This is a genomic window from Comamonas sp. HJ-2 (assembly GCF_053615495.1).
This window is the reverse complement of sequence record NZ_JBSIFD010000016.1, coordinates 30,205-55,689: the sequence shown is the minus strand read 5'-3', so window position 1 is coordinate 55,689 and position 25,485 is coordinate 30,205. Positions and strand designations below refer to the sequence as shown.

At 61.8% G+C, this 25,485-nt stretch carries 23 protein-coding genes; 10 read left to right on the top strand and 13 right to left on the bottom strand.

The genetic code is table 11. The features are described 5' to 3' along the window. Nucleotides 1-46: 46 nt before the first annotated feature. Together ACWGXF_RS14555 and ACWGXF_RS14550 are read right to left on the bottom strand one after the other, a co-directional pair. Nucleotides 47-1,243 (bottom strand): multidrug effflux MFS transporter, encoded by a 1,197-nt coding sequence (locus ACWGXF_RS14555; RefSeq protein WP_054074728.1) that lies wholly within the window; start codon nucleotides 1,241-1,243, stop codon nucleotides 47-49. A gap of 52 nt (nucleotides 1,244-1,295) precedes the next feature. After that, entirely contained in the window at nucleotides 1,296-1,778 is a 483-nt protein-coding gene (locus tag ACWGXF_RS14550; RefSeq protein ID WP_003061063.1) for a MarR family winged helix-turn-helix transcriptional regulator, read from the bottom strand. Between the two features lie 250 nt (nucleotides 1,779-2,028). Between ACWGXF_RS14550 and ACWGXF_RS14545 the strand changes: the two genes are divergently transcribed. Beyond that, nucleotides 2,029-4,149, top strand: coding sequence for a PQQ-dependent dehydrogenase, methanol/ethanol family (locus ACWGXF_RS14545; protein ID WP_370466548.1), 2,121 nt, complete (start codon nucleotides 2,029-2,031; stop codon nucleotides 4,147-4,149). A 60-nt stretch (nucleotides 4,150-4,209) separates the two neighbouring features. On the opposite strand, the gene ACWGXF_RS14540 is transcribed toward ACWGXF_RS14545, so the two are convergent. Further along, nucleotides 4,210-4,908, bottom strand: a complete 699-nt coding sequence (locus ACWGXF_RS14540; RefSeq protein ID WP_012837567.1) for a DUF3334 family protein — start codon at nucleotides 4,906-4,908, stop codon at nucleotides 4,210-4,212. Nucleotides 4,909-5,032: 124 nt separating this feature from the next. Between ACWGXF_RS14540 and ACWGXF_RS14535 the strand changes: the two genes are divergently transcribed. After that, nucleotides 5,033-5,545, top strand: coding sequence for a hypothetical protein (locus tag ACWGXF_RS14535; protein WP_256630033.1), 513 nt, complete (start codon nucleotides 5,033-5,035; stop codon nucleotides 5,543-5,545). A gap of 76 nt (nucleotides 5,546-5,621) precedes the next feature. Here the strand turns inward: ACWGXF_RS14535 and proX (ACWGXF_RS14530) are convergent, their stop codons facing one another. The 6 genes from proX (ACWGXF_RS14530) to ACWGXF_RS14505 all read right to left on the bottom strand — a co-directional run bounded on the left by proX (ACWGXF_RS14530) (nucleotide 5,622) and on the right by ACWGXF_RS14505 (nucleotide 13,009). Continuing rightward, nucleotides 5,622-6,668: a glycine betaine/L-proline ABC transporter substrate-binding protein ProX gene (gene proX, locus ACWGXF_RS14530; RefSeq protein ID WP_202788270.1), complete on the bottom strand. Its 1,047-nt coding sequence runs from the start codon at nucleotides 6,666-6,668 to the stop codon at nucleotides 5,622-5,624. 106 nt (nucleotides 6,669-6,774) lie between these two features. Further along, entirely contained in the window at nucleotides 6,775-7,845 is a 1,071-nt protein-coding gene (proX, locus tag ACWGXF_RS14525) for a glycine betaine/L-proline ABC transporter substrate-binding protein ProX (RefSeq protein ID WP_012837570.1), read from the bottom strand. 174 nt (nucleotides 7,846-8,019) lie between these two features. Further along, on the bottom strand, nucleotides 8,020-9,075 hold the full coding sequence (proX, locus tag ACWGXF_RS14520) for a glycine betaine/L-proline ABC transporter substrate-binding protein ProX (protein ID WP_256630034.1): 1,056 nt from the start codon (nucleotides 9,073-9,075) through the stop codon (nucleotides 8,020-8,022). A gap of 20 nt (nucleotides 9,076-9,095) precedes the next feature. After that, nucleotides 9,096-10,340, bottom strand: coding sequence for a glycine betaine/L-proline ABC transporter permease ProW (proW, locus tag ACWGXF_RS14515; RefSeq protein WP_012837572.1), 1,245 nt, complete (start codon nucleotides 10,338-10,340; stop codon nucleotides 9,096-9,098). A gap of 15 nt (nucleotides 10,341-10,355) precedes the next feature. Then, nucleotides 10,356-11,651: a glycine betaine/L-proline ABC transporter ATP-binding protein ProV gene (gene proV, locus ACWGXF_RS14510; protein ID WP_256630035.1), complete on the bottom strand. Its 1,296-nt coding sequence runs from the start codon at nucleotides 11,649-11,651 to the stop codon at nucleotides 10,356-10,358. A 719-nt stretch (nucleotides 11,652-12,370) separates the two neighbouring features. Continuing rightward, nucleotides 12,371-13,009: a YqhA family protein gene (locus ACWGXF_RS14505; RefSeq protein WP_172415253.1), complete on the bottom strand. Its 639-nt coding sequence runs from the start codon at nucleotides 13,007-13,009 to the stop codon at nucleotides 12,371-12,373. Between the two features lie 359 nt (nucleotides 13,010-13,368). Between ACWGXF_RS14505 and acs the strand changes: the two genes are divergently transcribed. Then, nucleotides 13,369-15,363, top strand: coding sequence for an acetate--CoA ligase (gene acs / locus ACWGXF_RS14500; protein WP_256630036.1), 1,995 nt, complete (start codon nucleotides 13,369-13,371; stop codon nucleotides 15,361-15,363). A gap of 141 nt (nucleotides 15,364-15,504) precedes the next feature. Beyond that, nucleotides 15,505-15,960, top strand: a complete 456-nt coding sequence (locus tag ACWGXF_RS14495) for a hypothetical protein (protein ID WP_012837575.1) — start codon at nucleotides 15,505-15,507, stop codon at nucleotides 15,958-15,960. A 108-nt stretch (nucleotides 15,961-16,068) separates the two neighbouring features. Here ACWGXF_RS14495 and argG read toward each other — a convergent pair whose 3' ends face one another. From argG to ACWGXF_RS14475, 4 genes are all read right to left on the bottom strand, one after another. Continuing rightward, nucleotides 16,069-17,406 carry an argininosuccinate synthase gene (gene argG / locus ACWGXF_RS14490; protein WP_087864859.1) on the bottom strand — a complete coding sequence of 446 codons (1,338 nt, stop codon included), beginning with the start codon at nucleotides 17,404-17,406 and terminating at the stop codon, nucleotides 16,069-16,071. A gap of 106 nt (nucleotides 17,407-17,512) precedes the next feature. Next, nucleotides 17,513-17,830, bottom strand: a complete 318-nt coding sequence (gene ppnP, locus ACWGXF_RS14485; RefSeq protein ID WP_003057202.1) for a pyrimidine/purine nucleoside phosphorylase — start codon at nucleotides 17,828-17,830, stop codon at nucleotides 17,513-17,515. 149 nt (nucleotides 17,831-17,979) lie between these two features. After that, on the bottom strand, nucleotides 17,980-18,732 hold the full coding sequence (locus ACWGXF_RS14480) for a glycine zipper 2TM domain-containing protein (RefSeq protein ID WP_012837577.1): 753 nt from the start codon (nucleotides 18,730-18,732) through the stop codon (nucleotides 17,980-17,982). Nucleotides 18,733-18,857: 125 nt separating this feature from the next. Next, nucleotides 18,858-19,220 carry an ArsC family reductase gene (locus ACWGXF_RS14475; protein ID WP_003061086.1) on the bottom strand — a complete coding sequence of 121 codons (363 nt, stop codon included), beginning with the start codon at nucleotides 19,218-19,220 and terminating at the stop codon, nucleotides 18,858-18,860. A gap of 100 nt (nucleotides 19,221-19,320) precedes the next feature. Here ACWGXF_RS14475 and folC point away from each other — a divergent pair, with 100 nt between their 5' ends. From folC to ACWGXF_RS14445, 6 genes are all read left to right on the top strand, one after another. Further along, nucleotides 19,321-20,646, top strand: coding sequence for a bifunctional tetrahydrofolate synthase/dihydrofolate synthase (folC, locus tag ACWGXF_RS14470; protein WP_012837578.1), 1,326 nt, complete (start codon nucleotides 19,321-19,323; stop codon nucleotides 20,644-20,646). Between the two features lie 58 nt (nucleotides 20,647-20,704). Further along, the gene (locus ACWGXF_RS14465) at nucleotides 20,705-21,667 is read left to right on the top strand and encodes an SPOR domain-containing protein (protein ID WP_003061090.1); all 963 of its coding nucleotides are present in this window, start codon (nucleotides 20,705-20,707) and stop codon (nucleotides 21,665-21,667) included. Nucleotides 21,668-21,695: 28 nt separating this feature from the next. Continuing rightward, the gene (locus ACWGXF_RS14460; protein ID WP_003061092.1) at nucleotides 21,696-22,193 is read left to right on the top strand and encodes a CvpA family protein; all 498 of its coding nucleotides are present in this window, start codon (nucleotides 21,696-21,698) and stop codon (nucleotides 22,191-22,193) included. A gap of 105 nt (nucleotides 22,194-22,298) precedes the next feature. Next, the gene (locus tag ACWGXF_RS14455) at nucleotides 22,299-22,445 is read left to right on the top strand and encodes a hypothetical protein (protein ID WP_003057184.1); all 147 of its coding nucleotides are present in this window, start codon (nucleotides 22,299-22,301) and stop codon (nucleotides 22,443-22,445) included. Continuing rightward, on the top strand, nucleotides 22,390-23,898 hold the full coding sequence (gene purF, locus ACWGXF_RS14450; protein WP_003061095.1) for an amidophosphoribosyltransferase: 1,509 nt from the start codon (nucleotides 22,390-22,392) through the stop codon (nucleotides 23,896-23,898). Before ACWGXF_RS14455 ends, purF begins: the two co-directional genes overlap by 56 nt. Nucleotides 23,899-24,202: 304 nt before the next feature. After that, nucleotides 24,203-25,414: an O-succinylhomoserine sulfhydrylase gene (locus tag ACWGXF_RS14445; RefSeq protein ID WP_003061097.1), complete on the top strand. Its 1,212-nt coding sequence runs from the start codon at nucleotides 24,203-24,205 to the stop codon at nucleotides 25,412-25,414. Nucleotides 25,415-25,485 lie beyond the last annotated feature (71 nt).

Genomic DNA, 25,485 nt, shown 5'->3' with positions numbered 1-25,485 from the left:
CTTGAATCTGTTTGCTACTGAATATATAGCTGTTTACGATTTTCCATCAAGCGCTAGAGGCCGGTTTCATCTTGAGCGCGCTGCGAAAGCCCAACTGACCCACGATGCAGGCAATCAGCAGCACTGTAAAAGCCGATAGCGCCGGGCTGCCACCCAGGCTGGCTCCCAGCGTGCACAGACCGCCCACGGCCATTTGCGTGAAGCCATAGACTCCGGCGGCCGATCCCGTCAAATCGCTGTGCACGCCCAGAGCCTTGGAGAGTGCGGCGGGGCTGGTCATGCCGGAACCCAAGGTAAACAGCAGCATCAATGTCACGACAGCGGGTACGTTGATCAGCTGCAGCAGCGTCAGGACTACCAGTGCAGCCGCACAGCCCAGGCTCAATATATTGCCGCCCAGTATCAGCCGCTCCAGTGGCCAGCGTTTGATGAGCTGGCGTGCCAGCGCATTGCCTGCTGCCATGCCGGCCATCAGCACCCCGAGGTAGATTCCAAGCTGCGCCTTGCTGGTGTGCAACTGCTCGATGAAGATGAACGGCGCTGCAGCAATAAAGGCGTACATGGATGTGGTGGCGCTACCGCCGCCTATGGCGAAGCCCAGAAACTGGGGTGAACCCAGCAAGGTTCGATAGTCATTGCGCACGGTGCGCCAGTTCAGCTTGCCGGTGGGGTGACCGGTCTCAGGAAGCAGGCGCCAGACTCCGATGGCCGTCAGCGCGCCCATGAGCGCCAGCACCGCAAAAATGATGCGCCAGCCAAACAGGGCATCCAGCCCCGAGCCTATGGAGGGGGCGATGCCCGGGCCAATCATCATCATGAGATTGAGCAAGGCCAGACTGCCCACGGCGGTTTCCGGTGTCGCAGTGTCGCGGGCAATGGCGCGGCCCAGTGCCAGGCCGGCACAGCCGCCCAGAGCCTGAATCAGGCGTGCGCCAATCAGCATATTCGCGCTGGGGGCCAGAAAGGCCGCAAGGCTGGCGACGGTGTAGAGACACAGTCCGACCAGCAACAGAGGGCGGCGACCCAGTGCATCCGACATGGGGCCGTAGATCAGCTGGCCCAGTGCCAGGCCGAGGATGTAGACGGTGATGGTCTGCTGCATCTGTCCGCTGCTGGCGCCGAAGTGGCGAGCAGCATCGGGCAGAGCCGGGATGAACATATGCATGGCCATGGTGCCGGCAATGGTGACCATGACCAGCAGCCAGAGCGGCGCTTTGCGTACAGGGGTGACGGGACTTTGCATACAAGTGAAATCCGGAACTGGCTGTGAGGGTTCTGTTGCGTGCGGCGCTAGTTCAGCTTTCGGGCTGGGAGCCCTCGCTGGCGCTTGCTTCCAGCGCAGCCATCTTTTCCAGCATGGTTTCCAGTGCATCCAGTGTGGCGTCCAGCAGATCGGGGGGCAGCTCCTGCATGACTTCGCTGCGGACATCCGCCACGATGGTCTTGACGGTCTCGACCTGAAGCAGTCCGGCCGCCGTGAGCTGTATGCGCTTGACGCGCCGATCGGCATCGTCGATGCGCTCCACCCAGCCTTGGGCCTGAAGGCCGTCAATCAGTCGCACGATGGAAGAGCTGTCCAACGCCAGCGCCAGAGCAAGGTCCTTTTGCCGCATGGCACCCGCACTGCGCTCCAGGTGGACCAGGGGCAGCCACAGCGCCTGCGTCAGACCCAGGGGTGCCAGGACCTTGTCCAGCGTGCGGCGCCATTGCTTGTTGACCTGCGCCATGACGAACATGAGCTGGCGCTGACGACTGGACAGTGAGGCGGTGCTGGACATTCCGAATGCATTCAAATAGTTGGTATTCAAATTATTGCGAAAACAGTATTTATCTTGTTAACAGGGTTTTAGGCAAGGATGCTGTGACCGGCTGTCGTCGGACATGGCACCTTGTCAGGCGTGCGACGCATCGTCCAAACGGAGTGCGGATTTGCCTGTGATGCGAGCTGCTCCTGCTTGCCCAAGAATTTGCCGAAGCTGGCGGGAGAACTGCGGCAGAACGACCCCATCACCACAGGAGACAGACTCTATGCAAAACCCTGCGTGCATCCGCACCCACCACAGGCCAAACCGGCGTTTGGTGAGCCTGGCCGTTGCAGGATTGCTGGGCTGGCTGTCCATGCCGGCGCTGGCTGGGCAGCATGTGGATGACGCTCATATCGAAGCCAATGCCAGGACCGGCAAGGACTGGCCCAGCCATGGGCTGAACTATCAGGAAAATCGCTTCAGCCCGCTCAAGCAGATCCACAGTGGCAATGTGGACCAACTGGGCCTGGCCTGGTCGTACAAGCTCGATTCGTCGCGCGGCGTGGAAGCCACCCCCATCGTGGTGAATGGCGTGATGTATGTTTCCGCCCCCTGGAGCGTGGTGCATGCAGTGGATGCACGCACGGGCAAGGCGCTGTGGACCTACGACCCACAGGTGCCGCGCGAGATGGCCTACAAGGGCTGCTGCGATGTGGTCAACCGCGGTGTGGCCGTCTACAAGGGCAAGGTGTTTGTGGCTGCCTTCGACGGGCGGCTGATTGCGCTGGACGCTGCCACGGGCCGTCAGGTCTGGTCCACGGACACCATAGACAACAAGAATTTTTCATACACCATCACGGGCGCTCCGCGAGTGTTCAAGGGCAAGGTCTATATCGGCAATGGCGGCGCCGAATATGGTGCTCGCGGTTATGTGACGGCCTATGACGCCGAGACCGGCAAGCAGGTTTGGCGCTTTTATACCGTGCCAGGCGATCCGGCTCGGGCTTATGAGAGCAAGGCGCTGGAGGAGGCGGCCAAAACCTGGGACCCGGCAGGCAGGTATTGGGAGAGCGGCGGTGGCGGAACGGTCTGGAACTCGCTGGTGTTCGACCCAGAACTCGATCAGATGTATATCGGCGTGGGCAATGGCTCACCCTGGGCGCACCGCAAGCGCAGTCCTGCGGGGGGAGACAACCTCTATCTAGGCTCCATCGTGGCGCTGGACCCGGACACGGGTGCCTACAAATGGCACTACCAGGAAACGCCGGGTGATAACTGGGACTTCACTTCTGCCCAGGATATCGTGCAGGCTGACATCAGAATTGACGGCAAGCTGCGCAAGGTATTGCTGCATGCGCCCAAGAACGGCTACTTTTTTGTGATCGACCGCCAGAGCGGAAAATTCATCTCCGCGAGGAACTTTGTGCCCGTGAACTGGGCCAGGGGCTATGACGGCAACGGCCGTCCCATCATGGAGGAGGCCGTGCGCAGCGCCGGCAAGGCCGAGATCATTCCCGGCCCCCTGGGGGCGCATAACTGGCATTCCATGGCCTATAGCCCGCAGACAGGGCTGGCCTATATTCCGGCCCAGCATATTCCCACGGCCATGGCCGACGATCCGAACTGGACCGGCTTCAACAGCAATACGCCGGGCCAGCTCATGAGCAATACCGGCTGGAATACGGGGCGCGTGATGCTGGAGCCCAGCAGCCTGCCCTTTGGTCGCCTGATCGCCTGGGACCCGGTGCGGCAAAAGGAAGCCTGGCATCAAAAGCATGTCTCGCCCTGGAATGGCGGAGCGCTGGCGACGGCCGGTGATCTGGTCTTTCAGGGAACGGCCGATGCGCGGCTGGTGGCCTATCACGCCAGAAGCGGCAAAAAGCTCTGGGCGGCTCCCATGGGCAGCGGCGTGATTGCGGCACCGGTGAGCTATGAACTGGACGGCCGGCAATATGTCTCGATTGCCGTGGGCTGGGGTGGTGCTTTTGGCCTGGGTGACCGCGTGGCCGACTTCAAGAGCCCCGGCACGGTCTATACCTTTGTGCTGGGAGGCAAGGCCCCGATGCCGGAACGGGTGGCCTATCAGATGAATGCCCTGATCGGTGGGCTCCAGTACGACCAGCAACTGGTGCCGGCCGGTGCCGCACTCTACAACAGCAACTGCATTGCCTGTCACGGCTATCCTGGCATCAGCAAGGGCGGAGCCCTGCCCAGCCTGACCTATCTGCCTGCGGCCATGATTGACAATCTGGGCAGCTTCATCATCAACGGCCCGGCCACCTCGCGTGGCATGCCCGATTTTGCGGGCAAGCTCAGCGACGACGATGTGCAAAAGCTACGCGCCTTTATTCTCGCAATGGCCGATGCGGTAAGACCGGGCCTGCCGGCAGAAAAAGGCAGGTAAGCGCCGCCGACGCAAGACCGATCACGTGCAAACGCGAGCTCCCGGGCCGTCGCTCTTGCCTTAGAGGCCAAGCGACTTGAGCAGGTCGTCGGTGTCGCTGGAGGCTACAGCAGTATTGATAGCGGCAGGTGCTTGTCCAGATTGGGCTTCATGGGCCTGGGCCATGACAAGATCAGGGTCCGGTTTTTCCTGGGCCTCGAAGTCCTTGATCTTGATGAACTCCATGTGATCCACCGCCATCTCCAGATAGAAGATGTTGTTGTTGCCTGTGTAGAAGGTCACGCGGCGCGCTTCCGGGGCATCCAGATTGGCATCCACGCTCAGATTGACCTGCTTGTTCAGGCGGATCATCTTGGGCTGGCTTTGCGCGATATGGGTCTGCAGCTCGCGCTGCACCTTGCTGGTGAAGTCGCCAACGACCTGGTTCATCAGTTCGCCCATGACGTTGCTCACATCGTCCGAGGTATAGGAACTGGCCAGATCGCTCTCGGCCATGCCCATGGACAGCAGATAGCTGCGGTATAGCTCCATGGCCGCATCGGCCGAGAAGTTGATGATGATGAGCGCAGAAAAGCCGCCATCGATCAGCACAAAGCAGCCGATATCGGGTTTGAGACTGGTCTTGGTGATGCGTTGCACCATGCCCGAGTACTGGATCGGGCACTGGGTGGCCACCTGCAGCACGCGCGAGACGGAGTTGCACAGGGCAATCAGCACATCTTCGGTGCCGTGGACGATGGGGGCGGTGGGTTGGCTCATGGCTGCATTGGTTCAAGAGATCGCTGATTATGTATGCAACACTTTGTTGCATAGAGATATCTGCAGCAATTGAAGGCTGCCGCTGTCTGTTAACGTGCCTGCTTTTGGAAAATCAGAGGTATTCATGCAGAGCAAGCTGTGGCGCCTGGCGGCCAGTGTCATTGTGGTGACGGGTTTGACCGCCTGTTCGAGCTTGTCCGGCATGACGGACAAGGTTTCCCAGACCTGGGACAAGACCTGGACCGGTCTGACGGGCAAGAAGCAGGCCCAGGCCCAGACCGAGGTCAGGCAGGCCGGCCCTGCCGCCGCAGGCCTCAAGCCTAGCGAGGAAAGCGGGCGATGGCAGGGACTGTACAGCCTGGATGGCGAGACGGCCCGGTTTCAGGAATGCGAAAGCGGCCAGATCATCGGCGTGCTGCCCGAGGGAGACAGCGTGCTGCTGGAGCAGGCCTATCTGAACACGCGCAGCAGCGCCACCGTCGCCATGCTGGCCGAGGTACAGGGCCAGGTGGTGGAGCGAGCCGTGGCTGATCCGGTGCTGGCTCGACAGGGGCGCAAGATGCTGGCGCTGCGGGTGGAGCGCTTTGTCGCCCTGTCCAGCCAGGCGGCCTGCCGCAATGCCAAGGCCAACTGGTAGGCAGCCGCCCGCTGTCGAAAGCACTTTTGATAGCTGCCAGCGCTTTGCCATAAAGCGCTGTAGCCGTTTTTGATCCTTATCTGGCAGCGGCGCGCGCCTGCTCCAGCCAGCTGTCAAAAGTCTGCTGATGGGCCTTGATCCAGCCGTCCACATGGCGGCTGACGTCGGCCGAGCTGCTCTCGCCCTGGCGCATGCGCATGTTCTGGGCGTTGATGTCCTCAATGGGCAGCTGCATCACGGCAAACAGTTTGGCAGCGGCCGGATTTTTCTCGGCCCAGGCCTTGTTGGCCAGGATGTATTGCTGATTGAGCTGGAAGCCGTAGTTCTTGCCATTGGGCAGCTGGGTCTGGTCCTCGCCCTGTGCCCCGGGGACATTGGGTACCTCCAGCCAGCTGACCTCCTTGCCCGGGCGCAGCACGGTGTTCACCCAGAACGGGGTCCAGACGTAGTAGAGAATGGGCTTGCCGCTTTTGTAGCGGGTGATGGTGTCGGCAATCAAGGCCTGGTAATTGCCTTGCCTGTGGGTGATGCTGGACTCCAGATCCAGTCCCTTGAGATGTTTGTTGATGGCCAGCTCGCAGCCCCAGCCGGGGTTGCAGCCCGTCAGGTCGGCCTTGCCGTCGCCGTCGGTGTCGAACAGCGCCGCCAGCTTGGGGTCCTTGAGTTGCGTGATGCTGGTGATCCGGTACTTCTCGGCCGTGGCCTTGTCGATCAGATAGCCTTGGACCGCATTGCGCGAATAGGTGCCGGCGCGATAGAAGGCCTTGTCTGCGCCATTGCTCTCATAGAAGGCACGGTGCAGCGGCATCCAGTGAGTCGCGGTAAAGGTGGCATCGCCCTGGGCCACGGCCACATGCTGGGTGCCGTTTTCCAGGCTCTTGACGGGCTGTACCCGGTAGCCCAGCTTCTCCAGAGCACGCGAAACCAGCAGGGTCTGGAACATTTCCTCATCCACCGTGCCCTTGAGCGGTTGCACCGAGACGCCTTTGCCGGGCAGATCGCCAGAGCTCGTTTGTGCTTGAGCGGCAGCAGCACCAAAGCTCAGCAAGGCGATGGCAACCAGATAGCGGTATCGGGGCTGCAGGGTTGGGAGAGGGGAATGTGCGGGCGTGTCGCGGTGCATGAGTACTCCTTGAATGCTGGGTGCCTACCCCGAAATCGGCATGAAAAAGCGAGAGGGTTGATGAAAGAAACGGCGCCCGAACCCGGTTCGGTGCGCCGTTGGCGAATCAGGATTTCAGGGCTGCGGCCTTGGCCTGGACAATCCAGGCGTCAAAGGTCTTCTGGTGGCCCTTGATCCAGGCGTCCACATGGCGGTGGATATCGGCGGGCTTGCTTTCCCCTTCGCGCAGCAGCTGGTTCTGGCGGCTGATATCGCTGATGGGGATCTGCATGATCTCGAATAGCTTGCCGGCAGCGGGGTTCTGTTCGACCCAGAGCTTGTTGGCCACGATGTACTCGTTGTTGAGCGGAAAGCCGTAGTTGCGGCCATTGGGCAGCCGGGTGTCGGTGCCGGCCTGCACGCCGGGCATGGAGGAGCGCGGTACTTGCAGCCACACCACTTCCTGTCCGGGGCGCAGCACATTGCTGAGCCAGTACGGTGTCCAGGCGTAGTACAGCACGGGCTTGCCGGCCTTGAAGCGCGCCAGCGTGTCGGCAATCAGGGCCGGATAGTTGCCCTGGGTGTAGCTGACGGTGCTTTCCAGACCGAAAGCCTTGATCTGGTGGGCCACCACGGCCTCGCCGCCCCAGCCGGCGTTGGGGCCGATCAGATTGGCCTTGCCGTCGCCGTCGATATCGAACAGGGCCGCCAGTCCAGGATCCTTGAGCTGGTCGAGATGGGTGATCTTGTGTTCGTCGGCCGTCTTCTTGTCGATCATGTAGCCCTGGGCCGCACCGGCTGCATACACGCCCTTGCGCGAGAGCTTGGCGTCGCCGCCGGCCTGCTGATAGAACTCGGCGTGGTGCGGGTTCCAGTGGTTGGCCATGAAACTGGCATCGCCATTGGCCACGGCCACGTGGATCAGCGGGTAGTCCAGCTCTTCCCAGGGCTTGACGGTGTAGCCCAGTTGCTGCAGCGCCTTCATCACCAGCAGCGTCTGGAAGTTCTCCTCGGCCAGAGCGCTCTTGACGGGCAGCACGGTGATGCCTTTGCCCGGAAGCGCATCGCCAGGTACATTCTGGCCGGCCGCCCAGCTAGGCGGCTGGCCCAGACTCAGCGCTGCGGCTCCGGCCGTGCCCAGCAGCAGCTGGCGCCTGGCGCGTCGGTTTGGGGTCGGGGTCTGCACAGACTTGCTCATTGTTCTTGTCTCTCCTTGGCTTGGGTGGGCTTGCGGCCCGATTGCAAATGACACCCCACGCTCCCCACTGCGTGTGGTTCGCTGCCCCTCCAGGAGGGGCGTTTTATCTTGGGGCGGCCCGGTGATAAAAAAACGGCGGCCGCGCAAGCGGTCGCCGTGATTCGGGGATTGTGATCAGGACTTCTTGGCAGCCGCCAGCGCCTGGCTGATCCAGCCGTCGAAAGTCTTCTGATGGGCCTTGATCCAGCCGTCGGTGTGACGCTCGATGTCGGAGGCCTTGTTCTGGCCCTGGCTCATCATGTAGTTCTGGGCGTTGATGTCGCCCACGGGCAGCTTGATGATTTCAAACAGCTTGGCGGCGGCCGGGTTCTGTTCGGCCCAGGCCTTGTTGGCCACGATTTGCTGGTTGTTGGCAATGAAGCCGTAGTTCTTGCCGTTGGCCAGCTTGGTGTCGGTGCCGGACTGTTCGCCGGGTAGCGCGGAGAACGGAACCTCCAGCCACACCACGTCCTTGCCGGGCTTGAGCACATTGCTCACCCAGTAGGGCGTCCAGGTGTAGTAGAGGACGGGCTTGCCGGCCTTGTAGCGCGTGATGGTGTCGGCCATCAGCGCCGAATAGGTGCCTTGCTTGTGAGTGACGGTGTCGCGCAGCTTGTAGGCGCCAAGCTGGTGCTCGATCATGGCTTCGCAGCCCCAGCCCGGCGTGCAGCCCGTCAGATCGGCCTTGCCGTCACCGTCGGTGTCGAAGAGCTTGGCAATTTCGGGGCTCTTGAGCTGGCCGAGATTCGTGATCTTGTACGCATCGGCCGTCTTCTTGTCGATCAGATAGCCCTGAGCGGCATTGGCCGAGAACACGCCCTTGCGGTAGAGCTTGGCGTCGCCGCCCGCATTCTTGTAGTAGTCGGCGTGCAGCGGGTTCCAGTGATTGGCCATGAAGGTGGCATCGCCGTTGGCCAGTGCAATATGGGCGGTGGGGTATTCCACTTCCTTCATGGGCTGGACCTCGTAGCCCAGCTTTTCCAGGGCCTTCATGACGAGCTGGGTCTGGAAGGCTTCTTCGGCAATCGAGCTCTTGAGCGGCTGGACCTTGACGCCCTTGCCAGGAAGCTCGTCGGCAGCGAAAGCAGCGGTGCTCACCATGGACAGGGCCATGGAGGCCGCGGCTGTGCTGGCAAGCAGCCAGTGGCCCAGGCCGTGGCGGATGCTGACAGTGTTGTTGGCGGTACTCATGCGTTCTCCTTGTTCTTGATTCAGATCGTTGCTGGCTTGGTGGCTTCGCTGCCGGGCTTGGGAGCCGGTGCCGAGCGCTTGTTGCCCAGCAGACGCACGGCCAGACCAGCTGGGCCGGTGGCCCACCAGCGGGCACTGCCGCGCTTGGGCTCGCCCATGGCCTGGGTGATGCGGTCCAGCACGATGGCCAGCAGCACGATGCCCAGGCCGCCGACGGTGGCCAGACCCATGTCCAGACGGCCGATGCCGCGCAGCACCATCTGGCCCAGACCGCCCACGGCGATCATGGAAGCAATCACCACCATGGACAGCGACAGCATCAGCGCCTGGTTGATACCGGCCATGATGGAAGGCATGGCCAGCGGCAGCTGGACTTTCCACAGTAACTGGGCGGGCGATGCACCGTAGGCACGGCTGGCCTCGATCAGGTCGGGGCGTACCTGGCGAATGCCCAGGTTGGTCAGGCGGATCAGCGGCGGCAGGGCAAACACAATCGTCACGATCACTCCGGGCACATTGCCAATGCCGAACAGCATGACCACCGGCACCAGATAGACGAAGGCCGGTGTGGTCTGCATGGCGTCCAATAGTGGGCGCGTCCAGCGCTGGGCACGGTCGCTGCTGGCCAGCAAGATGCCGACGGGCAGGCCGATCACGATGCAGAAGAACAGCGAGGTCAGCACCAGGGCCAGCGTGACCATGGCTTCGGACCAGATGCCCAGCAGGGCCACAATCAGCAGCGAAACTGCCGAGCCAATGGCCAGTTTGCGGCCTGCAAACTGCCAGGCCAGCAGGGCAATCAGCAGCACCAGTGCGGGCATGGGGATGGTCTGCAGCACATCGGTCACACCGTTGAGCGTGGCGTCGATGGGGGTACGAACAGCCTGGAAGAAGGGGCGGAAATGATCAACCACCCAGGTGAGGCCGTTGTTGATCGAGTCCTGCACGGGCAGGCCTTCGGTGGTGATCTGGTGCCAGAGCTGGCCTATGCCGCCGTCATGCTCGGGCACATCGGTGGGCGAGGGAGCGCTGAGCCAGTCGGTGCTGCTGGCCTGGCTGGCAGCATCGCCGCTGCTCCAGGCATCGGTGCTTGAGCCGGCATCCGCATCGGCATAGGAGGCAGCCCACGGATCGGCATCTGCCGCCGAGCTAGTGACATTGGCGCTGGCCGGCTCGGTGGCGGGCGCAGAGGCTGCGGCCCACGGGTCGTCAAAAGCCGTGCTGGTGGTTTCTGTGTTGGGGTTGTTCAGTGCGTTATCGTTCAAATCGGCTCCCTTCTTTTATTGCGCTGCGTGCTGGGCAGCTTGCGTGTTGGACGTGGGCTGGAAGTGCTGGTCCAGCTTGATGGGCGGAATTTCCTTCTGGGGTGGCGGCACCGGCGGGGTGGCTCGATCCAGGAACTTGAGCATGGTGGTGCGGCTGATAACGCCCAGGTATTTGCCCTCTTCATCCACCACAGGCAGCGGGTAGGCCGGAGTGGCCACGGTGCCGAACAGCTCGGCCACCGGCGTGCTGCTGGCGATGGGCTTCACATTGGGGATGAAGGCGTGCTTGAGGCCCAGCATTCCCTCGTGGCCGTGCAGCGCATCGCGCAGCGACTGCGACGAGACCACGCCCAGAAAGCGCTTGCGTGCATTGAGCACATAGGCGTAATCGCGGTCGGAGTCCTCCAGCAGGCGAAGCGCGGCGCGGCAACCGCGGTCGCTGTGCTCTGAAATCACGGTCAGCGCCTGGCGAGCGATGTCGGAGGCCTTGAATACGGCTGCCGCATCCACGCCCTGAATGAAGGTGCGCACATAGTCGTTGGCGGGATTGCGCAGAATCTCGTCGGGCGTGCCGACCTGCTGGACCATGCCGTCCTTCATGATGGCGATGCGGTCGCCAATGCGCATGGCTTCGTCCAGATCGTGAGAGATGAAGACGATGGTGCGGCGCTTGATTTCCTGCAGACGCAACAGCTCGGACTGCATCTCGGTGCGGATGATGGGGTCCAGTGCAGAGAAGGCCTCGTCCATCAGCAAAATGGACGGGTCGGAGGCCAGCGCGCGGGCCAGGCCCACGCGCTGCTGCATGCCGCCGGAGAGCTCGTCCGGATAGCTGGCGCCCCAGGCACCCAGGCCTACCTGCTCCAGGGCATCCTGCGCCTGCTGCTGGCGCGTGGCGCGGTCCACGCCGGCCAGCTCCAGACCAAAGGCCGTGTTGTCCAGCACCGTGAGGTGGGGCATGAGGGCAAAGGACTGGAACACCATGGAGATGTCCTTGCGGCGCAGCGCGCGCAGTTCCTTGTCATTGAGCGTATTGATGTCCTGGCCGTCGACCAGGATGCGGCCGCTGGTGGGCTCGATCAGGCGATTGAGCATGCGCACCAGGGTGGATTTGCCCGAGCCCGACAGGCCCATGACCACGAAGATTTCACCGGCCTCGATGGTGAAGTCGGCGTCGAACACGCCGATGGATTGCCCGGTCTGGGCGAGGATCTCCTGCTTGCTCCGGCCCTGTTTCACCAGGTTGAGCGCGGTTTTCGGATCGTTGCCGAAGACCTTGAAGACATGATCGATAGCGATTTGCTTGGCCACTGTGGCGTTCTCCTTTTTGATGAGATGGAACACAGTCCAGCGCCCACAGCCGGCAATGCCGGTGGGCGCTGGCGCACAAGCCAAAATAAAAGCCCTGATGCCGCAGCTCAGCCCGGCCTTGTGGACAGGGCTGCGCAATGCAGATGGCGCAGCGATGGCGCCGAGTTTTCAGCCCGGATGGCACAGCCAGGTGTGCGCAAGAGCTGGCAAATTGGAAGAAGCAGCTGGCTGGCAGATCAGGTACCGACTGGCACGTGTCTGCACGGCTTCTTGTCAGGCCAACCCCGGCAATATCGGCCGGGGAGAGCCCCCTACATCAGGGCCGTGTTTCGGCCCGGTTGACGGGGCTGCGCCAAAGAGCGGCAAGCGCTCATGAATTGACACAACGATCCGCCGGGAAGTGAGTCAACCGCATCTCAACAATGCGGTGACGACCTGCACGGCAGGTTGTAAATGACTTTTTAATATATCGAATTGGGTTTTATGCGTCAAATCAGACTGTAAGCTTTGCCGCCCGCATCCGCCGGAAATCGCGCCATTGAAACATTTGCATACGCAAAAACAGGAGGCGCAAGTGCTTGATAGATAAGGCGTGGCAGCCTACCGAGGGCTTTTTTTTGCCGGTTGTCAGCTTTTGACGCGTTTTGCCGCTGCCATGGGCATGAAAAAAGCCCCTTCATGGTCAACCATGCGGGGCTTTTTGAGGAGGACGTGCTGTCTCAATGATGAGCGCTTTGGGTGAGCTTGTCGGTCAGCGCAATGGCCAGGGCGCTGAGCAGGAAGACCACGTGGATGATGGTCTGCCACATCAGCACCTGTACTTCATAGCTGCCGGCGTTGATAAAGCTTTTGAGCAGGTGGATGGAGCTGATGCCGATGATGGACAGCGCCAGCTTGACCTTGAGTACCGAGGCATTCACATGGCTCAGCCACTCGGGCTGGTCGGGGTGGGATTCCAGGCCCATGCGGCTGACAAAGGTTTCATAGCCACCCACGATGACCATGATCAGCAGGTTGGAGATCATGACCACATCGATCAAGGCCAGTACCACCAGCATGATGATGGTTTCGTTCAGATGGGTGATCTGGACATCGCTTTTGTAGCCAATATTGGTGATCAGGGCATGCAGGGCTTCCTGATTGCCGAAGACTGCCTCCACCAGATGCCAGAGCTCCAACAGAAAGTGCCAGACATAGACACCTTGGGCGGCAATCAGACCCAGGTACAGCGGCAACTGCAGCCAGCGGCTGGCAAAGATCAGCGAGGGCAGGGGACGCAATACGCCGGAAGGCTGGTAGCCGCCATGCGGCGTGTGGTGGTTGGGGTTGCCTGCTTCGTCGGAAGGGATGCGGCTCATGATGTGTATGCGGGGCTGGCTGGATGCGATGGGTGGGCAACGGGATGCCGCCACCTTGTAAGACTGGTTTTGCTGGGGCCGCGTCCCGGACTGCCTGCGCCTTCGAGAGCAGACCGTAATGTGGGCCCAGGCCTCTGCAGCAGCAGGTGCGCGATTCTAAGGGTTTGTTCCAGGGTGTTTTGAAAAAAATGCAAGCAAATCAATACCAAGCAGGCACTTTCTGCTGCAAAAATGGGAGCGAATGACGGGCTTGACGGCGCGCAAAAGCCGCTTCTCAATTTCAGTCAGTGGGGTGTAAGACCGAGCCTTGACAGTACACCCACAATTATTTCATTGCTTATGCATCAGGAGACAAAACGATGAGCGCTGCGACATCAACCATCGAATCCGTGCTGGTGGAAAACCGTGTGTTCCCGCCCCCTGCGGATTTCGCCGCCAAGGCCCGCATCTCGGGCATGGCGCAATACCAGGCCCTGTGCGATGAAGCCGAGCGCGACTATGAAGGCTATTGGGCACGGCTGGCCCGCGAGAACGTGCAGTGGACCAAGCCCTTCACCCAGGTGCTGGACCAGAGCAACCCGCCTTTCTATAAATGGTTTGCCGACGGCGAGCTCAACGCCAGCGCCAACTGTCTGGACAAGCACATGGGCACGCCCGTGGAGAACAAGACGGCCATCATCTTTGAAGCCGACGGCGGCGAGGTCACCAAGGTCACTTACAAAGAGTTGCTCGCCCGCGTGAGCCAGTTCGCCAATGCGCTCAAGGCGCGCGGCGTGAAAAAGGGCGATCGCGTGCTGATCTACATGCCTATGACCATCGAGGGTGTGGTGGCCATGCAGGCCTGCGCACGCATCGGCGCCACGCATTCCGTGGTGTTCGGGGGGTTCTCGGCCAAGGCCGTACAGGAGCGCATTGTGGACGTGGGTGCCAGTCTGGTCGTCACTTCCAACTACCAGATGCGCGGCGGCAAGGAGTTGCCGCTCAAGGCCATCGTCGACGACGCGCTTGCGCTGGGCGGCTGCGAAGCCGTCAAGAGCGTGCTGGTCTATGAGCGCACGGCCACTGCCTGCAATATGGTCGCGGGCCGCGACATCAGCTTCACCGAGGCATTGGCCGGCCAGTCCACCGAGTGCGAAGCCGTGCCTGTCAATGCCGAGCACCCGCTCTTCATCCTCTACACCAGCGGCTCCACCGGCAAGCCCAAGGGCGTGCAGCATGCCACCGGTGGCTATGTGCTGTGGGCCAAGCAGACCTTCGAATGGACTTTCGATGCCAGGGACAGTGATGTCTTCTGGTGCACGGCCGATATCGGCTGGATCACCGGCCACAGCTATGTGGCCTATGGCCCGCTGGCGGCCGGTGCCACGCAGATCGTCTTCGAAGGCGTGCCGACCTTCCCCAATGCGGGCCGCTTCTGGCAGATGATAGAGCGCCACCAGTGCAGCATCTTCTACACGGCACCCACGGCCATACGCTCGCTGATCAAGGCGGCGGACTCCGACCCCAGCGTCCACCCGAAGAACTGGAATCTGTCCAGCCTGCGCCTGCTGGGCTCGGTGGGCGAGCCCATCAATCCCGAAGCCTGGATGTGGTATCACAAGCATGTGGGCGGCGAGCGCTGCCCCATCGTGGACACCTTCTGGCAGACCGAGAACGGCGGCCACATGATCACGCCGCTGCCCGGTGCCACGCCTCTGGTGCCCGGCTCCTGCACCCTGCCCCTGCCCGGCATCACGGCGGCCATCGTCGACGAGGCAGGCAACGAGATCCCCAATGGCGCCGGCGGCATCCTGGTGGTGAAGAAGCCCTGGCCCTCGATGATTCGCACCATCTGGGGCGACCCCGAGCGCTTCAAGAAGAGCTACTTCCCCGAAGAGCTCAAGGGCTACTACCTGGCTGGCGACGGCGCCGTGCGCAGCGAGGATCGCGGCTATTTCCGCATCACGGGCCGTATCGACGATGTGCTCAATGTCTCGGGCCACCGCATGGGCACCATGGAAATCGAGTCGGCCCTGGTGGCCAAGACCGATCTGGTGGCCGAGGCCGCCGTGGTCGGCCGTCCCGACGACCTGACCGGCGAAGCCATCTGCGCCTTTGTGGTGCTCAAGCGCGGCAAGCCCACGGGCGAGGAAGCCAGGCAGATTGCGACCGAACTGCGCAACTGGGTGGCCAAGGAGATCGGCCCGATTGCCAAGCCCAAGGACATCCGCTTCGGCGACAACCTGCCCAAGACCCGCAGCGGCAAGATCATGCGCCGCCTGCTGCGCTCGCTGGCCAAGGGAGAAGCGATTACCCAGGACACCAGCACTCTGGAGAATCCCGCGATCCTCGAGCAATTGTCGGAGACCAATTGAGCCGGCGCATGCCGCTGATCTGAACGCATCATGACGACAGGGCCGCTGGCAACAGCGGCTTTGTCATTTCTGGCGCTTGCTGACGCAAGCCGATGCGATCTTGGGTTAAAACAAGGCATCTCGGAGTACAAGGAGAAGAGCATGAACTTTCGCACCATCTGCATTGCCATCATCGTGGCCCTGATTGCCGTGTTGGCAGCCTTCAACTGGACGGCGCTGTCGGCCCCTGCCGCAGTTTCGCTGGGCCTGACCGAAATCCAGGCACCGCTGGGCGTGCTCATGCTGGCGCTGACGATTTTGCTGAGCGTGTTCTTCATCGCCTATGTGCTGTGGATGCAGGGCTCGGTGCTGCTGGAGGCACGCCGCCATGCCAAGGAGATGCAAGCCCAGCGCGATCTGGCCGACAAGGCCGAGGCTTCGCGCTTCACCGAACTGCGCGGTGTGCTGGAAGCACTGCATGCCAGGGACAAGGAAGAGGTGATGGCCCGGCTTGATGTGCTGGAAGCGCATCTGGTGCAGCGTGCCCAGGAGTCGGACAACAGCACGGCAGCCTATGTGGGGCAACTGGAACAGCAGGTGCACCAGATCAATCGCTGATGCCTTAATACTGATAGCCTCAATCGCTTTGCCTACAAGCGATTGAGGCGTATTTGGCATGAAAAAAGCCGCTGCACTGCAGCGGCTTTTTCGTGGGCGCGGGTCGAATTACTTCTTGTCGTTGCCCAGTTGTGGCAGGGCGTTGGCGCTGCTCACGCTCAGCAGGCCGGCTTGCGAGTAGATGGCCAGCTTGGCGCGGGTGTCGATCAGGTCCAGGTTGCGCATGGTCAGCTGGCCGATGCGGTCGATGGGGCTGAAAGGCGCGTCTTCGACCTTTTCCATGGACAGACGCTCGGGAGCGTAGGTCAGGTTGGGCGACACGGTGTTCAGGATGGAGTAGTCGTTGCCGCGGCGCAGTTCCAGCGTCACGGTGCCGGTCACGGCGCGGGCCACCCAGCGCTGCGAGGATTCGCGCAGCATGATGGCCTGGGGGTCGAACCAGCGGCCCTGGTACAGCAGACGGCCCAGGCGCAGGCCGTTGATGCGGTACTGCTCGATGGTGTCCTCGTTGTGGATGCCGGTCACCAGACGCTCGTAGGCAATGTGCAGCAGGGCCATGCCGGGGGCTTCGTAGATGCCGCGGCTCTTGGCTTCGATGATGCGGTTCTCGATCTGGTCGCTCATGCCCAGGCCGTGGCGGCCGCCGATGCGGTTCAGCTCCAGGAAGACTTCCACGGCATCGGTGTATTCCTTGCCGTTGATGGCCACGGGGCGGCCTTCTTCGAAGGTGATGGAGACTTCTTCTGCCTTGACTTCAACTTCGGGCTTCCAGAAAGCCACGCCCATGATGGGGTTCACGATGCGGATGCCGGAGTTCAGGAACTCCAGATCCTTGGCTTCGTGGGTGGCGCCCAGCATATTGGAATCGGTGGAATAGGCCTTCTCGGCCGACATCTTGTAGCCGAAACCTTCCTTGGTCATGAAGGCCGACATTTCTGCGCGGCCGCCCAGCTCGTCGATGAAGTTGCTGTCCAGCCAGGGCTTGTAGATCTTCAGCGCGGGATTGGTGAGCAGACCGTAGCGGTAGAAGCGCTCGATGTCATTGCCCTTGAAGGTCGAGCCGTCGCCCCAGATGTTGACGTCGTCTTCCTTCATGGCTGCCACCAGCATGGTGCCGGTTACGGCACGGCCCAGGGGCGTGGTGTTGAAGTAGGTGATGCCGCCGGTGGAAATGTGGAAAGCGCCGGACTGGATGGCGGCAATGCCTTCGTTGGCCAGCTGGGGGCGGCAGTCGATCAGACGGGCCTTTTCTGCGCCATATTCCATCGCCTTGCGGGGGATTTCGTCGTAATCGGCTTCGTCGGGCTGACCCAGGTTGGCCGTGTAGGCGTAGGGCAGGGCACCCTTGTTCTTCATCCAGCGCAGAGCGGCAGAAGTGTCCAGGCCGCCGGAGAAGGCGATGCCGACCTTCTGGCCGACGGGAACATGTTGCAGAATGGTTTCCATGAGATTTCTCTTCAAAGTGATAGCTGCAAGCGCTTGATGGGTAAGCGATTGGGGCTGAAAAGGCTTGAAATTCTCGGGTCTGGCCCGACGCCGGGCCAGGCGCGGATTACGCGTAGTGGCAGATGTAGTGGTAAGCCTCGGTCACGCGGATGTCGAACTTGGAGTTCGCGGGAATCTGGAAGCTCTCGCCGGCCGAGGACTTCTTCCACTCGTCGCTGCCGTCGAGCTTGTATTCGCAGGAGCCGCCCACGCATTCCATGATTTCTGCGGCTGCGGTGCCAAAGGTCAGCGTTGCAGGCAGCACCACGCCCACCGACTTCTTGGTGCCGTCGGCCAGCGTGAAGCTGTGGCTGACGCACTTGCCGTCAAAGTAAACATTGGCCTTGGTGGTGAGGCTGACGCCTGCGATGGTTTCGGTGGTCATGGAAGAGGTACGCTGTGCGTGGTCGAAGATCAAAAGCATTGATTTTAGGCCACGGGATTTGCACCTGCGCGAATGCCCGGCAAAGGCAGGAAAAACAAGAGCCCCGTGACGGGGCTCCTGAGCGGTTCGCAAGGCCGGATCGGCTGGGATCAGCGGCGCCAGCCATGGCCGCCGTGGCCACCGTGCCAGCCCGGACGGTAGCCGGGTCGGTAGTAATGGGGGCGGGTGGCGTAATAGGCGCCCGCACCAATGGCTGCGCCGATCAGCAGCGGCGCCACATAGTCGGACGCCGAGTAGGTCGAGCCTACCGAGTAGGTGGGCGCCACGGGCTGAGGGGCGTAATAGCCGCTGTCGTAGTTCTGCGGATAGCTGGTGCTGTAGGCGCCCTGAGGAGGCGTCTGGGTGCTGTAGTAGCCGTCGTTGCTGTAGACCGGGTCGTTGGCCACGGGCTGCACATTCAGCGCAATCCATTGGCCGGGCGGGTTGGCGGTCTGCGTGGTGTAGTTGCGACCGTTGTACTCATAGGTCACGTTGTAGCCCACGGTACGGTTCTGGTAGAAGGTCTGCGTGCTGCACTGGCGCATGTTCTGGTACTGCACCGGGCCCGAGGCTTCGGCCTGATTGCCGAGCATGGCACCGCCGACCACGCCGGCTGCCGTGGCCGCGGCACGGCCGCCGCCGCCACCGATGGCATTGCCTATCAGGCCGCCGGCAATGGCTCCGACCACGGCACCCGCACCGGTGGGGCGAGGTGCGACCGCCACCGGCTGGTCGCTGCAGACCTGCTGCGGCACGGCGACCTGCTGGGTGATGGGGGTCGAGGACAGCACGCGACCGCGCTCCTGGGCATAGGCCCCGGTGGCGGCCACGGCGGTCAAAGTCAAAACTGCCAGAGTTTTCATCAACATCTCTCCTGTCTCTGAAGCTTTAACGCATCAGATCACCGAAAAGTTTAGGGGATCTGCGTAAATTCAAGCACTCGGCACCGTAAAACTAGGTAAAGCCATGTGTAAATGTGAGCGGTTGCTTATGTGTTTTGCAGCGTATCCCATTCATCGGCCTTGAAACCAACGGTGATTTTCCCATCGGCCCATTCCACCACGGGTCGCTTGATGGTGCTGGCGTGCTCCTGCATCACGGCGGCGGCACTGGGCGCATCCACGGCAGAGGCCTTTGTCGCGTCATCGAGCTTGCGCCAGGTCGTGCCCTGGCGGTTGAGCAGCTTTTCCCAGCCCAGAGCCTGCATCCACTGGGGCAGACGCTCGGCGGGAACGCCTTGTTTCTTGAAGTCGTGGAATTGGTAAGTAATACCTTGCTCACTGAGCCAGCTGCGTGCTTTCTTGACGGTGTCGCAATTGGGGATGCCGTAGACGGTGGTGATCTTGCTCATGGTGTTCGGTAGCGGTGAAACGGTTGGAGTCAGATGTAACGCATTTGCCAAGTGCCGGCAGCCATAGGGCCTCTGACAGTGGGCGACAATAGCGCCCAGTATGCACACCATATTCCCCACCTTGGATGCCTGGCTGGCTTATTGCGAGCGCCTGCATCCCCAGAACATCGCCCTGGGTCTGGATCGCGTGCGTGAAGTCGCACAGCGCATGGGCCTGCAATTCGACTGCCCCGTCATCACGGTGGCCGGCACCAATGGCAAGGGTTCGACCTGCGCCATGCTGGAGGCCGTGGCCCTGCAGTCCGGCTATCGCCCCGGTGTCTATACCTCGCCGCATCTGGTTCATTTTGAAGAGCGCTGCCGTGTGGGCGGCGAGATCGTCAAGGCCGAGGAGCTGATCCCGCATTTTGAAGCGGTGGAGCAGGCCAGGGTCAAGGATGGCAAAGAGGTTGCACTCACTTACTTCGAGTTCACCACGCTGGCGATATTGCGCCTGATGAGTCTGTCCAGGCTGGATGTGGCGATTCTGGAAGTGGGTCTGGGAGGCCGGCTCGATGCCACCAACATCATCGATGCCGACTGCGCCATCATCACCAGCATCGATCTCGATCACATGGAACTGTTGGGCCCCGATCGCGAAAGCATTGGCCGCGAAAAAGCCGGCATCATGCGTGCCGGTCGTCCCGTCATCGTCAGCGACCCCGTGCCGCCGCAAAGCGTGATCGATCACGCGGCCGAAATCGGTGCCGACCTCTGGCGCTTCGGCAAGGATTTCAACTACGACGGCGACAAGCAGCAATGGGGCTGGGCCGGCCGTGGCCGCCGCTATGCGGGGCTGGCCTATCCGGCGCTGCGCGGCGCCAATCAGCTGATGAACGCTTCCGGCGTGCTGGCCGCCTATGAAGCCATTCGCGGCAAGCTGCCTGTGACGGCGCAGGCCGTGCGCACGGGCTTGTCCATGGTGGAGCTTCCCGGTCGCTTCCAGATCGTTCCCGGCCAGCCTACGCTGGTGCTGGATGTGGCGCACAACCCGCACTCGGTGGCGGCGCTCACGGCGAATCTCGATGCCATGGGTTACTTTCCGATCACGCATGCCGTATTCGGTGCCATGGCCGACAAGGACTGGGAGCCCATGCTCACCAAGGTGGGTCCGCTGGTTGATCGCTGGTATTTCACCGATCTGCCGACGCCGCGTGCGGATTCGGCAGAAAACCTCAAGGCCAAGCTGCAGCAGTTGCAGGCCCAGGGCGTGATCCGCAAAGATGTGAGCATGCAGACCTTTGCCAATCCCCAGCAGGCCCTGGATGCCGCAGTCGCGGCAACGGAGGCGGCTGATAGAATCGTGGTCTTTGGATCGTTCTTCACTGTGGGCGGAGTGTTGCAAAACGGCACGCCTCGTCTGAACGCCAAACACCTGGCTCACTGAGTCAGCGGCCTGCCGCCCCGGCTTTTGTCGGGTGGCAGACCTCAACAAGTCCTCACTCATGGCATTTTTCAATTTCCGTTGGCCTGGCAAAAAAGACGAAGCCGAGTCCGTGGCCGGAGCCAAGCGCCCCAGCCGCTTGGCCCAGGGCGAAAGCGTGGAAGCCATGCGCCGCCGCGCACGTCATCGCCTCATCGGGGCGGCCGTGCTGGTGCTGATCGGTGTGGTGGGCTTCCCGCTGCTGTTCGATACGCAGCCACGTCCCATTCCGGTCAATATTCCGATTGAAATTCCCGATCAGGCCAACTCGGCTCCCGAGGTCGTGCCTGGCACTCAGGTGGCGAGCCAGACGGCTGCACCGTCAGGGCGTGTTGCTGCCAATGCTTCTCTGGATGATGGCGAAGAAGTGCTTGCGCCTTCGGCCAGGCCTGCAGCTCCTGCGGCGGCCGCTGTGGCGCCTGCTGCGCCGGTGGTCGGGGCTGCAGTCACTGCGGCTGCCGTCGGCACTGCCGCCGCGGTGGCATCTCAGGTCAAGCCCGAGCCCAAACCAGAGGTCAAACCTCAGCCCAAGCCGGAGCCCAAGCCGGAAGTAAAGCCCGAGCGCAAGCCGGAACCGAAGCCTGAAAAACCCAAGGCCGAGGTCAAGCCAGAGGTCAAGCCCGAGATCAAGAAGCCGGAAGCCAAACCCGAGCCCAAGCACAAGCCGGAGGCGCCCAAGGTGGACGAGGCCGCTCGTGCCCGTGCATTGCTGGAGGGGCGCAGTACCTCGGAAGCAGCACCGGCCAAGGAGGCTGCAGCGACTAACGAGCGCTTTATCGTTCAGATCGGCGCCTTTGCCGAAGTCGGCAAGGCCAATGAAATCAAGGGCAAGCTGGGGGCCGGAGCCTTTACCCAGACCGTGGATACCAAGGACGGCAAGCGCACACGTGTTCGCATGGGGCCTTTCAAGAGCCGCGAAGAAGCCGAGAAGGCTGCCGCCAGAGCCAAGGCACTGGGTTTGCCGGCATCGGTGTTCAAGGCTTGAGACCGGTTTTCCGGCAACGGTTTGATTGATGAGCACGCTGGACTGGATTTTTGTGGTCGTTGTGCTGGGCTCCTTGTTGCTAGGGGCCTGGCGCGGTCTGGTCTATGAAGTCCTGTCCTTGCTGGGCTGGCTGGTAGCCTTCATGGTCGCGCGGACCTGGGCGCAAGAGGTGGCGGTGTGGCTGCCGCTGGATGGCTGGGACATGCAGCTGCGTTATGCGGCGGGCTTTGTGCTGCTGCTGGTGGGGTCCATGTTTGCCTGGGGAGTGATCTCCTGGCTGTCCAAGCAGTTGATTGAAGCCGTGGGTCTGAGACCTGTGGATCGCACCCTGGGCGCATTGTTCGGTGTCTTGCGTGGTGGCCTGCTGCTGCTGGTGCTGGCTCTGGTGATCCAGTACACGCCGCTGCACAAGGCCTTGTGGTGGCAGGACTCGATGCTGGCGCCCTGGTTGACCGAGGCGCTGGGCTGGGTGCTGCCGGCTCTGCCAGAGGAGTGGGGGCAGTATCTGCCCAAGGCTTCCTCTTGAAGCGAAGTTTTTTGCCGCAATTTACCTAAGGGTTGAAAGTGGCTAAGGTGCTTGCTGTAAAACGCAGTGGGTGCTGACGAGAGTTTGGTGTTGGCGTGATCCGCCATGCCGGATATCAAAGCGCAGGCTAGCCAATGGGTGGCGAAGCAGGCGAGTGTGGCGAAGGGCGACTTTCGCGAACAGATGGAACGCAACTATGTGTGGAATCGTTGGTGTGGTGAGCACCACACCCGTGAATCAGCTGATTTATGACGCTTTGCTGCTGCTGCAGCACCGTGGGCAGGATGCAGCCGGCATCGTGACCCAGCAGGAACGCAAGTTCTTCATGCACAAGGCCAAGGGCATGGTGAAGGATGTGTTCCGCACCCGCAATATGCGTGCTCTGCCCGGTGATGTGGGTCTGGGTCAGGTGCGTTATCCCACGGCGGGCAATGCCTCCAGCGAGGAAGAGGCTCAGCCCTTCTACGTGAATGCGCCCTTCGGCATCGTCATGGTGCACAACGGCAACCTCACCAATGCCAAGCAACTGCGCCGCGAACTGGCGGATACCGACCATCGCCACACCAACACCGAAAGCGACTCCGAGGTCCTGCTCAACGTGCTGGCGCACGAGATCGGCCGCGCCTCCAGCGGCGCTCCGCTGCAGAGCGAGGAAATCTTCAAGGCCGTGCGTGCGGTGCACAAGCGCATCAAGGGCTCCTACGCCGTGATCGCGCTGATCGCCGGCTACGGCCTGCTGGCCTTCCGCGATCCCTTCGGCATTCGTCCGCTGTGCATGGGGCGCGGCAATGATGGCACCATCATGCTGGCCAGCGAGTCCGTGGCGCTGGAAGGTACGACCCATCAGTTCGAGCGCGACATTGCTCCCGGCGAAGCGATCTTCGTGCACAACGACGGCCGCGTCGAGAGCCAGCAATGCGCTGAAAAGACCCAGCTCAATCCCTGCGTGTTCGAGTATGTGTATCTGGCACGTCCCGACTCCACCATGGATGGCATTTCGGTCTATCAGGCTCGTTTGAACATGGGTGAAACGCTGGCCAAGCGCGTGATCTCCATGGTGCCGCCCAATGAAATCGATGCGGTGATTCCCATTCCCGAATCGAGCCGCCCCAGCGCCATGCAATTGGCACAGTTGCTGGGCAAGCCCTATCGCGAAGGTTTTGTGAAGAACCGCTATGTGGGCCGTACCTTCATCATGCCGGGTCAGGGCGCTCGCAAGAAGTCGGTGCGCCAGAAGCTCAACGCCATCAGCAGCGAGTTCAAGGGCCGCAATGTGCTGTTGGTCGATGACTCCATCGTGCGCGGCACCACCTCCAAGGAAATCGTGCAGATGGCGCGCGATGCAGGTGCCAACAAGGTGTATCTGGCCTCCGCTGCGCCCCCCGTGCGTCACCCCAATGTGTACGGCATCGATATGCCCACGCGCTCCGAGCTGGTGGCCCACGGCCGCACGGTCGAGGAAATTCGCCAGGTCATCGGCTGCGACGCGCTGATCTATCAGGACGTGGAAGCCATGAAGCAGGCCGTGGGCAAGATCAATGCCCAGGTAAGCGGTTTCGAGGCCTCGTGTTTCGACGGCATCTACATCACCGGTGATATCTCCGATGAAGAGGTGACGGCGCTCAACGAAGGCCGCAACCGCGGCAGCGAAGAGGAGAGCGAAGACACTTCGCGCCTGTCCCTGCCGAATGCTCAGGAAAGCTGAGCGCTGGCGTTAAAGCGCAGCGAATGACCGAGTCGGAAAGGGTTGCTTAGGCAACCCTTTTCATTCGGGAGGACAATGGCAGAGCTGTGCGGTCGGTATGCTCTTTAAAAGTGAGCTTTTGACGTATGCTCATTAAGGGTTTGAGCCTGATATGACTCAAATTTCATGATGTGCGAGCAAAGCATATTCAAAGACCGGCACGGCGAGTGCCGCCGGTCAAGCTGGTAGAGCAGCATGCGTGCGGGCCTGATTGGCGGTCTGCAGCGGACTCATGACCGGTACCAACCATCTGGATTTGACGATTGTGACCAACAAGACATTACCCGAAGGTTTGCATCCTGAAACTCTGGCCGTGCGCGAAGCGGTCGAGCGCAGTCAGTGGGGCGAGCATTGCGAAGCCCTGTACATGACCAGCAGCTTTGTGCAGCCCGATGCGGCGACCGCAGCGCGCCGCTTTGCCAATGAAGAGCCGGGCTTCACCTACAGCCGCACTGGCAACCCCACGGTCACCAGCTTTGAAAAGCGTCTGGCGGCCATGGAAGGCACGGAATGTGCGGTAGCGACCTCCACCGGCATGTCGGCCATCTTGCTGGTGGCGCTGACGGCGCTCAAGACGGGCGATCATGTGATCTGCTCGCAGTCCATGTTCGGCTCCACCATCAAGCTGCTGGGAACCGAGATGGCACGCTTCGGCGTGGAAACCACGTTTGTCTCGCAGACCGATATCGAAGCCTGGAAGGCGGCCATCAAGCCCAACACGCGCATGCTTTTTGCCGAGACGCCCACCAACCCGCTGACCGATCTTTGCGACATCGCCGCACTGGCCGAGCTGGCGCACGCCAACAACGCGCTGCTGGCCGTAGACAACAGCTTCGCCACTCCCGTGCTGCAGCAGCCCGTGAAGTTCGGCGCCGACCTCGTCGTGCACTCGGGCACCAAGTTCCTCGACGGCCAGGGCCGCGTCATGGCCGGTGCGGTTTGCGGCACCATTGCCCTCGTGGACAAGGTCATGGGCACTTTCTTGCGCAGCGGCGGTCTGAACATCGCTCCCTACAATGCCTGGACGGTGATGAAGGGTCTGGAAACCCTGGCTTTGCGCGTCAAGGCGCAAAGCGCAGCAGCGCTGGAGTTTGCCGCCTGGCTGGAAGCCCATCCCAAGGTGGCGCGTGTGTACTACCCGGGCCTCAAGAGCCATCCTCAGCACGAGCTGGCCATGCGCCAGCAAAATGGCATGGGCGGTGCGGTGCTGGCCTTCGATGTGGTGGGCGAGGGTGCCGAGCAACTGCGTGCCAATGCCTTCCATGTCGTGGACAGCACGCGTCTGTGCTCGATTACGGCCAACCTCGGTGATGTGAAGACCACCATCACCCATCCGGCCAGCACCTCGCATGGTCGTCTGACCGAGGACCAGCGTCAGGCTGCCGGCGTGGGTCAGGGTCTGATTCGTATTTCCGTGGGTCTTGAGCATCTGGAAGACCTCAAGGTCGACTTGGCTCGCGGACTGGATACGCTGTGAAACACTCCCTGAGTCGCTTCGCGCCTTCCCCTTTCTGGGGGACTATGCCTGCGCTGCGAGGCGGCTCTTGC